Source organism: Cedecea sp. FDAARGOS_727, from assembly GCF_012273235.1.
GTDB classification, from domain to species: domain Bacteria; phylum Pseudomonadota; class Gammaproteobacteria; order Enterobacterales; family Enterobacteriaceae; genus Cedecea; species Cedecea davisae.
The window spans coordinates 1,604,355-1,619,503 of record NZ_CP050966.1 but is presented as its reverse complement, the minus strand read 5'-3'; the positions used below and the strand labels follow the sequence as shown (position 1 = coordinate 1,619,503).

The 15,149-nt window shown below is 51.5% G+C and carries 8 protein-coding genes, 6 tRNA genes and 3 rRNA genes; 16 read left to right on the top strand and 1 reads right to left on the bottom strand.

Annotated features, from left to right (window positions below; genetic code table 11):
• Positions 1-16: 16 nt before the first annotated feature.
• From pepQ to birA, 11 genes are all read left to right on the top strand, one after another.
• Complete coding sequence (gene pepQ / locus FOC35_RS07795) at positions 17-1,348, top strand: Xaa-Pro dipeptidase (RefSeq protein WP_016539028.1); 1,332 nt, start codon at positions 17-19, stop codon at positions 1,346-1,348.
• On the top strand, positions 1,348-1,959 hold the full coding sequence (locus tag FOC35_RS07790; protein ID WP_172568604.1) for an IMPACT family protein: 612 nt from the start codon (positions 1,348-1,350) through the stop codon (positions 1,957-1,959). Before pepQ ends, FOC35_RS07790 begins: the two co-directional genes overlap by 1 nt.
• Positions 1,960-2,002: 43 nt before the next feature.
• Entirely contained in the window at positions 2,003-3,454 is a 1,452-nt protein-coding gene (gene trkH / locus FOC35_RS07785; RefSeq protein WP_016539030.1) for a Trk system potassium transporter TrkH, read from the top strand.
• A gap of 11 nt (positions 3,455-3,465) precedes the next feature.
• The gene (hemG, locus tag FOC35_RS07780) at positions 3,466-3,999 is read left to right on the top strand and encodes a menaquinone-dependent protoporphyrinogen IX dehydrogenase (RefSeq protein ID WP_172568603.1); all 534 of its coding nucleotides are present in this window, start codon (positions 3,466-3,468) and stop codon (positions 3,997-3,999) included.
• A 364-nt stretch (positions 4,000-4,363) separates the two neighbouring features.
• Positions 4,364-5,905: ribosomal RNA gene (locus tag FOC35_RS07775) — 16S ribosomal RNA — on the top strand.
• Between the two features lie 69 nt (positions 5,906-5,974).
• Positions 5,975-6,051: transfer RNA gene (locus FOC35_RS07770), tRNA-Ile, on the top strand.
• A gap of 153 nt (positions 6,052-6,204) precedes the next feature.
• Positions 6,205-6,280, top strand: a tRNA-Ala gene (locus FOC35_RS07765).
• Between the two features lie 195 nt (positions 6,281-6,475).
• A 23S ribosomal RNA gene (locus FOC35_RS07760) occupies positions 6,476-9,383 on the top strand.
• A gap of 94 nt (positions 9,384-9,477) precedes the next feature.
• A 5S ribosomal RNA gene (rrf, locus tag FOC35_RS07755) occupies positions 9,478-9,593 on the top strand.
• The 16S, 23S and 5S rRNA genes sit together here with 2 tRNA genes alongside, the layout of an rRNA operon.
• Before the next feature lie 371 nt (positions 9,594-9,964).
• Positions 9,965-10,993, top strand: a complete 1,029-nt coding sequence (gene murB / locus FOC35_RS07750; RefSeq protein WP_172568602.1) for a UDP-N-acetylmuramate dehydrogenase — start codon at positions 9,965-9,967, stop codon at positions 10,991-10,993.
• Positions 10,990-11,952: a bifunctional biotin--[acetyl-CoA-carboxylase] ligase/biotin operon repressor BirA gene (gene birA / locus FOC35_RS07745; RefSeq protein ID WP_172568601.1), complete on the top strand. Its 963-nt coding sequence runs from the start codon at positions 10,990-10,992 to the stop codon at positions 11,950-11,952. The genes murB and birA overlap by 4 nt, the downstream gene beginning before the upstream one ends.
• A gap of 27 nt (positions 11,953-11,979) precedes the next feature.
• Here birA and coaA read toward each other — a convergent pair whose 3' ends face one another.
• Positions 11,980-12,933 carry a type I pantothenate kinase gene (coaA, locus tag FOC35_RS07740; RefSeq protein ID WP_071704126.1) on the bottom strand — a complete coding sequence of 318 codons (954 nt, stop codon included), beginning with the start codon at positions 12,931-12,933 and terminating at the stop codon, positions 11,980-11,982.
• A 450-nt stretch (positions 12,934-13,383) separates the two neighbouring features.
• Between coaA and FOC35_RS07735 the strand changes: the two genes are divergently transcribed.
• From FOC35_RS07735 to tuf, 5 genes are all read left to right on the top strand, one after another.
• A tRNA-Thr gene (locus tag FOC35_RS07735) sits at positions 13,384-13,459 on the top strand.
• A gap of 12 nt (positions 13,460-13,471) precedes the next feature.
• A tRNA-Tyr gene (locus FOC35_RS07730) sits at positions 13,472-13,556 on the top strand.
• Positions 13,557-13,673: 117 nt separating this feature from the next.
• Positions 13,674-13,748 (top strand) — tRNA-Gly (locus FOC35_RS07725).
• Positions 13,749-13,757: 9 nt separating this feature from the next.
• Positions 13,758-13,833, top strand: a tRNA-Thr gene (locus FOC35_RS07720).
• Between the two features lie 112 nt (positions 13,834-13,945).
• Positions 13,946-15,130 (top strand): elongation factor Tu, encoded by a 1,185-nt coding sequence (gene tuf, locus FOC35_RS07715; protein ID WP_115586309.1) that lies wholly within the window; start codon positions 13,946-13,948, stop codon positions 15,128-15,130.
• Positions 15,131-15,149: the final 19 nt, after the last annotated feature.

Below are 15,149 nucleotides of genomic sequence, written 5' to 3'. Positions count from 1 at the left end.
AACAGAAGGGTAAATTATGGAATCACTGGCCGCGCTGTATAAAGATCATGTGGCAACTCTGCAGGAGCGTACCCGTAACGTTCTGGCGCGTTTTAACCTTGATGCATTACTTATTCATTCCGGGGAGCTGTTCAACGTCTTCCTCGATGACCATGCCTATCCGTTTAAAGTTAACCCGCAGTTTAAAGCCTGGGTTCCGGTAACGCAGGTTCCTAACTGCTGGCTGCTGGTGGATGGCGTGAATAAGCCGAAGCTGTGGTTCTATCTGCCGGTGGACTACTGGCATAACGTAGAGCCGCTGCCGGAATCCTTCTGGACCGACGATATCGACGTCATTGCGTTGCCGAAAGCCGACGGTATTGGCAGCCAGCTGCCGGCCGCTCGTGGCAACATCGGTTATATTGGCCCGGTGCCTGAGCGCGCTTTGCAGCTTGATATTGCCGCTGCCAACATCAACCCGAAAGGGGCGATCGACTACCTGCATTATTACCGCGCCTATAAAACTGACTACGAACTGGCGTGTATGCGGGAAGCTCAGAAAACGGCGGTTGTCGGCCACCGGGCAGCCCATGAGGCATTCCTGTCCGGGATGAGCGAGTTTGATATCAATAGTGCTTACCTGACGGCGACCGGCCACCGCGATATCGATGTGCCTTACGGCAACATCGTTGCGCTAAATGAGCACGCGGCGGTACTGCACTACACAAAACTGGATCACCGTGCTCCCGCTGAGTCACGCAGCTTCCTGCTGGACGCTGGGGCAGAGTACAACGGGTATGCCGCCGATCTGACGCGCACCTGGACCACTCATGCCGACAGCGACTTTGCACAGCTGATCAAAGACGTTAATACCGAGCAGTTGGCGCTTATTGACACCATGAAGTCCGGCGTGCGCTATACCGACTACCACATCCAGTTCCATCAACGCCTTGCTAAGATCCTGCGTCGCCATAAGCTGGTGAACGATATTAGCGAAGAAGCCATGCTGGAAGCCGGTATTACCAGTCCGTTTATGCCGCACGGTATTGGCCATCCGCTGGGTCTGCAGGTGCATGATGTCGCCGGGTTTATGCAGGACGACACCGGGACACATCTTGCTGCGCCAACCCAACACCCTTACCTGCGTTGTACCCGCGTGCTGGAACCGCGCATGGTGTTGACCATTGAGCCTGGTCTCTATTTCATTGAGTCCCTGCTGGCTCCATGGCGCGAAGGGAAGTACAGCAAGCACTTCGACTGGAAGCGCATCGAAGCGCTGAAGCCGTTTGGCGGCATCCGCATCGAAGATAACGTTGTTATCTATGAAAACAGCACCGAAAACATGACGCGTAATCTGAAGCTCGCGTAATGGAAAGCTGGCCAATCCCCGCTGAGCCAGTAACGGTCAGCGAGGAAATCAAAAAAAGCCGTTTTATTACCCTTGTCGCGCATACCTACGGGGTTATAGCGGCTAAATCATTCGTAGAGAAAGTACGCGCCGAACACCCGGATGCTCGGCATCACTGTTGGGCCTGGGTGGCGGGGGCGCCGGATGATTCGCAACAGCTGGGGTTTTCCGATGACGGCGAGCCTGCCGGAACGGCGGGGAAACCTATCCTGGCGCAGCTGATGGGCAAAGGTATTGGTGAAATAACAGCGGTAGTCGTGCGCTATTATGGCGGGGTCAAGCTAGGCACTGGCGGCCTGGTCAGGGCCTATGGAGGCGGCGTGCAGTTGGCGCTAAATCAGCTGCCGGTGGTGCTCAAAGTACCGCTGACCGAATATACTTTGCAGTGCGACTATTCGCATCTGGCGGGCGTTGAAGCTTTGCTCAAGCAGTTCGAAGGAATCATTGTCGAAAGTGACTTCCAGGCTTCCATTGCGTTGCGCGTTGCTCTGCCGCAAAACCAGGTGGCGACCTTCGGCGCACGGCTGACTGATTTTAGCCGTGGTGCATTGCATTTATTGCCGTTTGAATAATAATCCCCCTCGTTATTTATAGATATTTAAGGAAACGGCTGAAATGCATTTTCGCGCCATAACCCGAATCGTTGGCCTGTTGGTTATCCTCTTTTCCGGAACCATGATACTTCCCGGCTTAGTGGCTCTGATCTATCGCGATGGTGCCGGCCGCGCCTTTACTCAGACGTTTTTTGTCGCCCTCGTTATCGGCTCCCTGCTGTGGTGGCCTAACCGGCGGGAGAAGGGGGAGCTCAAACCGCGGGAGGGCTTCCTTATAGTCGTCCTGTTCTGGACCGTGCTGGGAAGTGTGGGGTCGCTGCCGTTTATCTTTTCCGAGCGGCCAAACCTGACGGTGACCGATGCATTCTTCGAGTCCTTTTCCGGGTTGACGACGACCGGTGCGACGACGCTGGTGGGCCTGGACTCCTTACCTCACGCGATTCTCTTTTACCGTCAGATGTTGCAGTGGTTCGGCGGGATGGGGATCATCGTCCTGGCTGTGGCAATCCTGCCTATCCTCGGCGTCGGGGGGATGCAGCTTTACCGGGCGGAAATGCCGGGGCCGCTGAAAGATAATAAGATGCGCCCGCGTATTGCCGAGACGGCGAAAACGCTGTGGCTGATTTATGTCCTGCTGACGGTTGCCTGTGCGCTGGCGCTTTGGTTCGCGGGAATGCCCGCATTTGATGCCATCGGCCACAGCTTCTCCACTATCGCTATCGGCGGCTTCTCTACTCATGATGCCAGCGTCGGCTACTTTAATAGCCCGACGATTAATACCATCATCGCTATCTTCCTGCTGATATCTGGCTGTAACTACGGCCTGCACTTCTCTTTACTCAGCGGACGCAGCCTGAAAGTGTACTGGCGTGATCCCGAATTCCGCATGTTCATCGGCGTGCAGTTAACGCTGGTATTAGTTTGTACTCTGGTGCTGTGGTTCCACAATACTTACCAGTCAGCGCTGCAAACGCTAAATCAGGCCTTCTTCCAGGTTGTCTCAATGGCGACAACGGCGGGCTTTACCACAGACAGTATTGCCCGCTGGCCTCTATTCTTGCCGGTGTTGCTGCTTTGTTCCGCGTTTATCGGCGGCTGCGCAGGCTCTACCGGCGGCGGCCTGAAAGTTATCCGTATTCTTCTGCTGTTCAAACAGGGTAACCGCGAGTTGAAAAGGCTGGTGCACCCGAATGCGGTTTACAGTATTAAGCTGGGTAACCGTGCGTTGCCGGAGCGTATTCTTGAAGCGGTGTGGGGCTTCTTCTCCGCTTATGCGCTGGTCTTCATCGTCAGCATGCTGGCGATTATTGCCACCGGGGTCGATGACTTCTCCGCGTTTGCTTCTGTTGCGGCAACCCTCAACAACCTGGGGCCTGGCCTTGGGGTGGTGGCCGATAACTTCGCCAGCATGAATCCCGTTGCCAAATGGATACTGATCGTGAATATGCTGTTTGGTCGTCTTGAAGTCTTTACCTTGTTAGTACTGTTCACGCCTACATTCTGGCGAGAGTAACCGGAGCCTGTGTGAAAACCTTAATTCTGTTTTCGACCCGAGATGGTCAAACTCGTGAGATTGCTTCTTATATAGCATCCGAGCTGAAAGAGCTGGGTGTAGACAGTGATGTGGTGAATCTACATCGCTGCGACGATATCGCCTGGGCTAATTATGATCGAGTGGTGATTGGGGCTTCCATTCGCTATGGGCATTTCCACTCCTCGGTTGATTCCTTCGTTAAGCAATACCAGCAGCAGCTTAATCAACGTGCCAGCGCATTCTTCTCTGTAAACCTGGTTGCGCGTAAGCCGGAGAAGCGTTCCCCGCAAACCAACTCTTATACGCGTAAGTTCTTGCTCAACTCGGTCTGGCGTCCCGATCATTGTGCTGTGTTTGCCGGTGCGCTGCGTTATCCACGTTACGGCTGGCTGGACCGCTTCATGATTCGCTTAATTATGAAAATGACCGACGGTGAAACGGATACCAGTAAAGAAGTGGTTTATACGGATTGGCAGCAAGTCGCCCGTTTTGCCCATGAAATTGAACAGTTAAACACCAAATAGCGTTGTAAATAAGCGAGTTGGCGAAAAAGAATGCGGTCAGAAAGTTTTTTTAAATAAACCCTTGTCACCGCCGAAGAACTCCCTATAATGCGCCTCCACTGACACGGAACAACGGCTTGCAAAGCGGCGTGTCAGGCGGAGTGAAGCGAGAAATAAATGCTTGACTACGCAGCGGGAAAGCGTAATATGCACACCCCGCGCTACTGAGAAAGTAGCACTGCTCTTTAACAATTTATCAGACAATCTGTGTGGGCACTCGCAGGATTGATATCTCAGCATCTTCGGATGCAAAAAAATATCAAGTCTTGAAGAGTGACTACTGATTTTATAAACAGTTTTAATTCTTTGAGCATCAAACACTTTTAAATTGAAGAGTTTGATCATGGCTCAGATTGAACGCTGGCGGCAGGCCTAACACATGCAAGTCGAGCGGTAACAGGGAGTAGCTTGCTACTTTGCTGACGAGCGGCGGACGGGTGAGTAATGTCTGGGGATCTGCCTGATGGAGGGGGATAACTACTGGAAACGGTAGCTAATACCGCATAACGTCGCAAGACCAAAGAGGGGGACCTTCGGGCCTCTTGCCATCGGATGAACCCAGATGGGATTAGCTAGTAGGTGGGGTAATGGCTCACCTAGGCGACGATCCCTAGCTGGTCTGAGAGGATGACCAGCCACACTGGAACTGAGACACGGTCCAGACTCCTACGGGAGGCAGCAGTGGGGAATATTGCACAATGGGCGCAAGCCTGATGCAGCCATGCCGCGTGTGTGAAGAAGGCCTTCGGGTTGTAAAGCACTTTCAGCGAGGAGGAAGGCATTGAGATTAATAACCTCAGTGATTGACGTTACTCGCAGAAGAAGCACCGGCTAACTCCGTGCCAGCAGCCGCGGTAATACGGAGGGTGCAAGCGTTAATCGGAATTACTGGGCGTAAAGCGCACGCAGGCGGTTTGTTAAGTCGGATGTGAAATCCCCGGGCTCAACCTGGGAACTGCATTCGAAACTGGCAAGCTTGAGTCTTGTAGAGGGGGGTAGAATTCCAGGTGTAGCGGTGAAATGCGTAGAGATCTGGAGGAATACCGGTGGCGAAGGCGGCCCCCTGGACAAAGACTGACGCTCAGGTGCGAAAGCGTGGGGAGCAAACAGGATTAGATACCCTGGTAGTCCACGCCGTAAACGATGTCGACTTGGAGGTTGTGCCCTTGAGGCGTGGCTTCCGGAGCTAACGCGTTAAGTCGACCGCCTGGGGAGTACGGCCGCAAGGTTAAAACTCAAATGAATTGACGGGGGCCCGCACAAGCGGTGGAGCATGTGGTTTAATTCGATGCAACGCGAAGAACCTTACCTACTCTTGACATCCAGAGAACTTTCCAGAGATGGATTGGTGCCTTCGGGAACTCTGAGACAGGTGCTGCATGGCTGTCGTCAGCTCGTGTTGTGAAATGTTGGGTTAAGTCCCGCAACGAGCGCAACCCTTATCCTTTGTTGCCAGCGGTTCGGCCGGGAACTCAAAGGAGACTGCCAGTGATAAACTGGAGGAAGGTGGGGATGACGTCAAGTCATCATGGCCCTTACGAGTAGGGCTACACACGTGCTACAATGGCGCATACAAAGAGAAGCGACCTCGCGAGAGCAAGCGGACCTCATAAAGTGCGTCGTAGTCCGGATTGGAGTCTGCAACTCGACTCCATGAAGTCGGAATCGCTAGTAATCGTAGATCAGAATGCTACGGTGAATACGTTCCCGGGCCTTGTACACACCGCCCGTCACACCATGGGAGTGGGTTGCAAAAGAAGTAGGTAGCTTAACCTTCGGGAGGGCGCTTACCACTTTGTGATTCATGACTGGGGTGAAGTCGTAACAAGGTAACCGTAGGGGAACCTGCGGTTGGATCACCTCCTTACCTAAAAGATACAAACCCGCGTAGTGCTCACACAGATTGTCTGATAGAAAACGAGCAGTAAAACCTTATAGGCTTGTAGCTCAGGTGGTTAGAGCGCACCCCTGATAAGGGTGAGGTCGGTGGTTCAAGTCCACTCAGGCCTACCAAATTCTCCCTGATACTGCGTTATGAAATAACTCACATACTTTAGTATGCTTCGTTATTCCATGCCTTGTCTCAGAACGAATTGCATTTTCTTTTTCGGAAGAAAAAGGAAAGGCCTCAGTGTGAGTGGTAATCAAAGGTTTTACGAAATCGATGGGGCTATAGCTCAGCTGGGAGAGCGCCTGCCTTGCACGCAGGAGGTCAGCGGTTCGATCCCGCTTAGCTCCACCATCATTTCATGCACCAAACCTACTTCAGAGTGTACCGGCAACGGTGTACTGCGAAGTATTTGCTCTTTAACAATCCGGAACAAGCTGAAAATTGAAACGACACACTGTTTCTGTTCTCCGTAATAAGAACAGAATAGAAGTGTGTTCGAGTCTCTCAAATTTTCATAATTCGAAGCGAAACATCTTCGGGTTGTGAGGTTAAGCGACTAAGCGTACACGGTGGATGCCCTGGCAGTCAGAGGCGATGAAGGACGTGCTAATCTGCGATAAGCGTCGGTAAGGTGATATGAACCGTTATAGCCGGCGATTTCCGAATGGGGAAACCCAGTGTGTTTCGACACACTATCGTTAAGTGAATACATAGCTTAACGAAGCGAACCGGGGGAACTGAAACATCTAAGTACCCCGAGGAAAAGAAATCAACCGAGATTCCCCCAGTAGCGGCGAGCGAACGGGGAGCAGCCCAGAACCTGAATCAGTTTGTGTGTTAGTGGAAGCGTCTGGAAAGTCGCAGGGTACAGGGTGATACTCCCGTACACTAAAATGCACATACTGTGAGTTCGAAGAGTAGGGCGGGACACGTGGTATCCTGTCTGAATATGGGGGGACCATCCTCCAAGGCTAAATACTCCTGACTGACCGATAGTGAACCAGTACCGTGAGGGAAAGGCGAAAAGAACCCCGGCGAGGGGAGTGAAACAGAACCTGAAACCGTGTACGTACAAGCAGTGGGAGCCTCATTTATGGGGTGACTGCGTACCTTTTGTATAATGGGTCAGCGACTTATATTCTGTAGCAAGGTTAACCGTATAGGGGAGCCGCAGGGAAACCGAGTCTTAACTGGGCGTTAAGTTGCAGGGTATAGACCCGAAACCCGGTGATCTAGCCATGGGCAGGTTGAAGGTTGGGTAACACTAACTGGAGGACCGAACCGACTAATGTTGAAAAATTAGCGGATGACTTGTGGCTGGGGGTGAAAGGCCAATCAAACCGGGAGATAGCTGGTTCTCCCCGAAAGCTATTTAGGTAGCGCCTCGTGAACTCATCTTCGGGGGTAGAGCACTGTTTCGGCTAGGGGGCCATCCCGGCTTACCAACCCGATGCAAACTACGAATACCGAAGAATGTTATCACGGGAGACACACGGCGGGTGCTAACGTCCGTCGTGAAGAGGGAAACAACCCAGACCGCCAGCTAAGGTCCCAAAGTCATGGTTAAGTGGGAAACGATGTGGGAAGGCACAGACAGCCAGGATGTTGGCTTAGAAGCAGCCATCATTTAAAGAAAGCGTAATAGCTCACTGGTCGAGTCGGCCTGCGCGGAAGATGTAACGGGGCTAAACCATGCACCGAAGCTGCGGCAGCGACGCTTATGTGTTGTTGGGTAGGGGAGCGTTCTGTAAGCCGTTGAAGGTGGACTGTGAGGTCTGCTGGAGGTATCAGAAGTGCGAATGCTGACATAAGTAACGATAAAGCGGGTGAAAAGCCCGCTCGCCGGAAGACCAAGGGTTCCTGTCCAACGTTAATCGGGGCAGGGTGAGTCGACCCCTAAGGCGAGGCCGAAAGGCGTAGTCGATGGGAAACAGGTTAATATTCCTGTACTTGGTGTTACTGCGAAGGGGGGACGGAGAAGGCTATGTTAGCCGGGCGACGGTTGTCCCGGTTTAAGCATGTAGGCGGGAAGTTTAGGTAAATCCGGACTTCTGTTAACGCTGAGGTGTGATGACGAGGCACTACGGTGCTGAAGTAACAAATGCCCTGCTTCCAGGAAAAGCCTCTAAGCATCAGGTAACATTAAATCGTACCCCAAACCGACACAGGTGGTCAGGTAGAGAATACCAAGGCGCTTGAGAGAACTCGGGTGAAGGAACTAGGCAAAATGGTGCCGTAACTTCGGGAGAAGGCACGCTGTCGGTAGGTGAAACCCCTCGCGGGTGGAGCTGAAGGCAGTCGAAGATACCAGCTGGCTGCAACTGTTTATTAAAAACACAGCACTGTGCAAACACGAAAGTGGACGTATACGGTGTGACGCCTGCCCGGTGCCGGAAGGTTAATTGATGGGGTTATCCGCAAGGAGAAGCTCTTGATCGAAGCCCCGGTAAACGGCGGCCGTAACTATAACGGTCCTAAGGTAGCGAAATTCCTTGTCGGGTAAGTTCCGACCTGCACGAATGGCGTAATGATGGCCAGGCTGTCTCCACCCGAGACTCAGTGAAATTGAAATCGCTGTGAAGATGCAGTGTACCCGCGGCAAGACGGAAAGACCCCGTGAACCTTTACTATAGCTTGACACTGAACATTGAGCCTTGATGTGTAGGATAGGTGGGAGGCTTTGAAGCGTGGACGCCAGTCTGCGTGGAGCCAACCTTGAAATACCACCCTTTAATGTTTGATGTTCTAACGTAGACCCGTGATCCGGGTTGCGGACAGTGTCTGGTGGGTAGTTTGACTGGGGCGGTCTCCTCCTAAAGCGTAACGGAGGAGCACGAAGGTTAGCTAATCACGGTCGGACATCGTGAGGTTAGTGCAAAGGCATAAGCTAGCTTGACTGCGAGAGTGACGGCTCGAGCAGGTGCGAAAGCAGGTCTTAGTGATCCGGTGGTTCTGAATGGAAGGGCCATCGCTCAACGGATAAAAGGTACTCCGGGGATAACAGGCTGATACCGCCCAAGAGTTCATATCGACGGCGGTGTTTGGCACCTCGATGTCGGCTCATCACATCCTGGGGCTGAAGTAGGTCCCAAGGGTATGGCTGTTCGCCATTTAAAGTGGTACGCGAGCTGGGTTTAGAACGTCGTGAGACAGTTCGGTCCCTATCTGCCGTGGGCGCTGGAGAATTGAGGGGGGCTGCTCCTAGTACGAGAGGACCGGAGTGGACGCATCACTGGTGTTCGGGTTGTCATGCCAATGGCATTGCCCGGTAGCTAAATGCGGAAGAGATAAGCGCTGAAAGCATCTAAGCGCGAAACTTGCCCCGAGATGAATTCTCCCTGGGTCCTTGAGACCCCTGAAGGGACGTTGAAGACTACGACGTTGATAGGCTGGGTGTGTAAGCGTAGCGATACGTTGAGCTAACCAGTACTAATGACCCGTGAGGCTTAACCTTACAACACCAAAGGTGTTTTGCGAGACAAATCGATTTTCAGCGAAGTTCAGGATTGAACTGATGGTCACGAGATGACGGTCAGTAACAGAATTTGCCTGGCGGCCGTAGCGCGGTGGTCCCACCTGACCCCATGCCGAACTCAGAAGTGAAACGCCGTAGCGCCGATGGTAGTGTGGGGTCTCCCCATGCGAGAGTAGGGAACTGCCAGGCATCAAATAAAACATCAAGGCCACCCTTACGGGTGGCCTTTTTGTTTTTATCAGAACCATGGAAATTTTCTACACGAGCATGGCCATGCGACAAACGTGTCGGGAACACGTTTGAACGCCGCGAGCGGCGGCCCCGGAGGGGCGAGTATCAGGATGATACGAGTAGTGTGGGAACTGCCAGGCATCAAATAAAACAAAAGACCTCAGCCTGACGGCCGGGGTTTTTTGCTTTCTAAGAAATATTCAAATCAGGTGAAAGGGCTCAATCAAAAGACTGGGCCCTTTTGCTATGCGCGTTATACGGAGACAGGCAAGCCAATCCCGGCAGGATCGGGTAAACTACTTCGGTTTATATTCCGGAAAATGGCTGACATGAACTCCTCTCTTAAAACCTTCAATACCTTCGGTATTCAGGCAAATGCAGCGCAGATAGTCGTTGCTGAATCTGCACAACAACTTACAGAATCATGGGCGAAAGCCGCTCGTGCTGGGCAGCCGGTACTTATTCTGGGTGAAGGAAGCAATGTTCTATTCCTGAAGGATTTTGAGGGAACGGTAATTGTGAATCGTATTAAAGGGATTCAGGTTACTGAATCTGACGATGCATGGTTACTTCATGTCGGCGCAGGCGAAAACTGGCATCAGCTGGTTGAATATACGTTACAGCAGGAGATGCCGGGCCTGGAAAACCTTGCTCTTATACCCGGCTGCGCAGGGTCTTCGCCAATTCAAAACATTGGCGCTTATGGCATGGAGATCAAAAAGGTCTGCAATTATGTGGACTGTATTGAGTTGAGTACCGGTAAGGCTCTGCGTTTGAGTAATGAAGAGTGTCGGTTTGCTTACCGTGACAGTATCTTCAAACATGAATATCAGGACCGTTTTGCCATTGTGGCCGTTGGTTTCCGTCTTCCTAAAGTATGGCAGCCAATACTGAGCTACGGCGATCTGACCAGGCTTGATCCTGCCAGCGTAACCCCACGACAAATATTTGATAGTGTTTGCCACATGAGAATGTCGAAGCTTCCCGATCCTAAAGTAAATGGCAACGCGGGTAGCTTCTTTAAAAACCCGGTTATTACCGCCGAGCAGTCTGAAAAGTTATTATCCAGCTTTTCTAACGTACCACATTATCCTCAGCTGGACGGCAGCGTTAAACTTGCTGCTGGCTGGCTTATCGATCAATGTCAGCTAAAAGGTCATCGCATAGGTGGGGCAGCCGTTCATCGCCACCAGGCATTGGTGATAATTAATGAAGATGGCGCAAGCAGCGCCGATGTTATTGCTTTGGCACACTACGTCCGCCAACAGGTCGGGGTGAAATTTGATGTCTGGCTTGAGCCTGAAGTTCGCTTTATTGGCAGCACGGGTGAAGTCAGCGCTGTGGAGACGATTGCGTGAAAGATAATAAAGTCCCTCTGACGCTAATTAGCATTCTGGCCGACGGTGAGTTTCACTCTGGCGAACAGCTGGGTGAGCAGCTTGGCATGAGCCGGGCCGCAATCAATAAGCATGTTCAAACCCTGCGGGACTGGGGCATTGATGTCTTTACCGTACCGGGTAAGGGCTACAGCCTGCCGGAGCCTATTCAACTCCTGGATGAATCATTTATTAAATCTCAGGTTGCTGAAGGAACAGTTGCCGTATTACCGGTGATTGATTCAACCAACCAATATTTGCTTAACCGGCTCGATACGCTCCAGTCTGGTGATGCTTGTATAGCCGAATATCAACAAGCCGGGCGCGGTAGAAGAGGGCGCCAGTGGTTTTCCCCCTTCGGCGCCAATCTCTATCTTTCTATGTACTGGCGTCTTGAGCAGGGGCCAGCGGCGGCTATTGGTCTGAGTTTAGTCATCGGTATCGTTATGGCAGAAGTGTTGCAACGGCTTGGGGCCGAAGATGTCAGAGTTAAATGGCCAAACGATCTCTATCTCAACGACCGCAAACTTGCCGGGATCCTGGTAGAGTTGACCGGTAAAACCGGCGATGCCGCGCAGATTGTCATTGGCGCAGGAATTAATCTCGCCATGAGAAATGTAGCGGCCGATGTCATTAATCAGGGCTGGATCAACCTGCAGGAAGCCGGGATAAGCATTAATAGAAATACGCTGGCAGTGACCCTGATCCAGGAGCTGCGTACAGCGCTTCAGCTGTTTGAGCAGGAAAGTCTGGTTCCATTCCTTCCTCGCTGGGAAAAACTGGATAATTTCATTAATCGACCGGTTAAATTGATTATCGGGGAACGAGAAGTTCTTGGTATTTCCCGCGGTATTAATGAGCAGGGTGGGTTATTGCTGGAACAGGACGGAATAATAAAGGCCTGGGTTGGCGGTGAGATCTCGTTGAGAGGGGCAAATTAATAAAGGGGGGTATTCCCCCTTTATTTTCTATTTCCGCAATTTAACGCAGTCCACGGCGTGATTGGCGCTCTTTGTCATAATCAGGCTAGCGCGATCGCGTGTTGGGAGTATGTTCTGATTTAAATTCAGAAGGTTAATTTCTTTCCAGAGCTGAGTCGCAATATTAATTGCCTCATCTTCTGAGAGTTTTGCGTAGCTATGGAAATAAGAGTTAGGATCGGTAAACGCACCTTCACGGAATTTCAGGAAACGATTGATATACCAATTCTGTAATAATTCTTCAGGCGCATCCACATAAATAGAGAAGTCCACAAAATCCGAAACAAATACATGATGAGGATCGTGTGGATAGTCCATGCCGCTTTGCAGAACATTTAATCCTTCAAGAATTAGGATATCCGGCTGAGCGACGATTTTATCTCCATCCGGGATAACATCGTATACCAGGTGCGAATAGACCGGAGCGGTGACGTTGGTTGCGCCGGATTTAATATCAGACACAAACTTCACCAGACGATGCATATCGTAGGACTGAGGGAAGCCTTTCTTCTTCATCAGATTGCGCTCTTTAAGCACTTTGTTCGGATGAAGGAAGCCATCGGTGGTAATCAGCTCAACACGTCTATGCTCAGGCCAGCGGCTTAACAGGGCCTGTAAGACACGAGCTGTCGTACTTTTCCCCACGGCAACGCTTCCGGCGATGCTGATAACATACGGAATACGCTGCCCATTAGTGCCGAGGAACTGCTCAAGCACTGCCTGGCGGCGCAGATTCGAACTGATATAAAAATTAAGCAGACGAGACAGCGGCAGGTAAATCTCCGCCACTTCCTCAAGGGAAAGGTCTTCGTTAATGCCTTTTAACCGTGCGATTTCCCCTTCTGTCAGGGTCATGGGGACCGAGTCGCGCAAAGCTGCCCACTGGCTCCGGTTAAATTCTAAATAAGGGGTCGTTGCTAACATTTGCTCTTTATTACTCATAAGCATGCTTCTGCCTGTAATTCAGGACAAAATTTACGCACTACACCCACTAACGAATGCAATCAAACGCCGTGGATTAAAGGTATGTAGCGTATTTAACTTTTCAATAGTGGCAGGAGGGTAACACCGGAAGGGAGAGATCGATAAGAAAAAATCGACGGCAGTGATGTATTACGATGGATACATCACGTTGTCAGTTAGGCCAGAACATCAGTCTTATGAGTCCGTTTGCCCAGATTTCCTCTTTGATCGGGAAAAAGCCGGCGAATATTGCGCGGCTAAAAGCTGAGGTATGAAAAAACGTATTCGAAGTGGGTTAAATTTGCTCCGGGTTGCTTCTTTAGTCGCCAGATTTTCGAGATCTCGCGCAAAATGTGAGCGGTAGTGCATTTTATGCGATTTTTTTGTTGCATGAGCGGCTCTGTCTTCCTAGAATGCGCGCTACTTGATGCCGGCTTAGCTCAGTAGGTAGAGCAACTGACTTGTAATCAGTAGGTCACCAGTTCGATTCCGGTAGCCGGCACCATCAAGTACCCCAGGTGGGGTTCCCGAGCGGCCAAAGGGAGCAGACTGTAAATCTGCCGTCATCGACTTCGAAGGTTCGAATCCTTCCCCCACCACCATATTCGGCAACGCATTGCGTGGCCCGAGACGATAAGCACTTAGTTTGTCGGCTCGAATACTGAGAGGCTTCCTCTCATATTCACTACAGAAAGATTCAGGTAGCCGAGTTCCAGGATGCGGGCATCGTATAATGGCTATTACCTCAGCCTTCCAAGCTGATGATGTGGGTTCGATTCCCACTGCCCGCTCCAACAAGATGTGCTGATATAGCTCAGTTGGTAGAGCGCACCCTTGGTAAGGGTGAGGTCGGCAGTTCGAATCTGCCTATCAGCACCACTTCTTTATCTCCTCCCTGTTTCTCTTCTGTTAATGCATTCAGCTAATTCAGGCATATGCCTGGTTGATGTGGTGATACCACCGATTTATCCGTGTCTTAGAGGGACAATCGATGTCTAAAGAAAAGTTTGAACGTAAAAAACCGCACGTTAACGTCGGTACTATCGGCCACGTTGACCATGGTAAAACAACGCTGACCGCTGCAATCACTACCGTTCTGGCTAAAACCTACGGTGGTTCTGCTCGTGCATTCGACCAGATCGATAACGCACCAGAAGAAAAAGCTCGTGGTATCACCATCAACACTTCCCACGTTGAATATGACACCCCGACTCGCCACTACGCGCACGTTGACTGCCCAGGGCACGCCGACTACGTTAAAAACATGATCACCGGTGCTGCTCAGATGGACGGCGCTATCCTGGTTGTTGCTGCGACTGATGGCCCAATGCCACAGACCCGTGAGCACATCCTGCTGGGTCGTCAGGTTGGCGTTCCGTACATCATCGTGTTCCTGAACAAATGCGACATGGTTGATGACGAAGAGCTGCTGGAACTGGTAGAAATGGAAGTTCGTGAACTTCTGTCCCAGTATGACTTCCCGGGCGACGATACTCCAATCGTTCGTGGTTCTGCTCTGAAAGCGCTGGAAGGCGAAGCAGAGTGGGAAGCTAAAATCGTTGAGCTGGCTGGCTACCTGGATTCTTACATCCCTGAGCCAGAGCGTGCTATCGATAAGCCGTTCCTGCTGCCAATCGAAGACGTATTCTCCATCTCCGGCCGTGGTACTGTTGTTACCGGTCGTGTAGAGCGCGGTATCATCAAAGTTGGTGAAGAAGTTGAAATCGTTGGTATCAAAGATACTGCGAAATCTACCTGTACCGGCGTTGAAATGTTCCGCAAACTGCTGGACGAAGGCCGTGCTGGTGAGAACGTTGGTGTTCTGCTGCGTGGTATCAAACGCGAAGAAATCGAACGTGGTCAGGTACTGGCTAAGCCAGGCTCTATCAAGCCACACACCAAGTTCGAATCTGAAGTGTACATCCTGTCCAAAGACGAAGGCGGCCGTCATACTCCGTTCTTCAAAGGCTACCGTCCACAGTTCTACTTCCGTACAACTGACGTGACCGGCACCATCGAACTGCCAGAAGGCGTTGAGATGGTAATGCCTGGCGACAACATCAAAATGGTTGTTACCCTGATCCACCCAATCGCGATGGATGACGGTCTGCGTTTCGCAATCCGTGAAGGCGGTCGTACCGTTGGCGCGGGCGTTGTTGCCAAAGTTATCGCTTAATCGCGGATAATATTTGACG

Excerpts from the sequence above, each read along its gene's own strand:
- pepQ (WP_016539028.1), top strand. The coding sequence starts at position 17 with ATGGAATCACTGGCCGCGCTGTATAAAGATCATGTGGCAACTCTGCAG.
- FOC35_RS07790 (WP_172568604.1), top strand. The coding sequence starts at position 1,348 with ATGGAAAGCTGGCCAATCCCCGCTGAGCCAGTAACGGTCAGCGAGGAA.
- trkH (WP_016539030.1), top strand. The coding sequence starts at position 2,003 with ATGCATTTTCGCGCCATAACCCGAATCGTTGGCCTGTTGGTTATCCTC.
- murB (WP_172568602.1), top strand. The coding sequence starts at position 9,965 with ATGAACTCCTCTCTTAAAACCTTCAATACCTTCGGTATTCAGGCAAAT.
- coaA (WP_071704126.1), bottom strand. The coding sequence starts at position 12,933 with ATGAGTAATAAAGAGCAAATGTTAGCAACGACCCCTTATTTAGAATTT.
- tuf (WP_115586309.1), top strand. The coding sequence starts at position 13,946 with ATGTCTAAAGAAAAGTTTGAACGTAAAAAACCGCACGTTAACGTCGGT.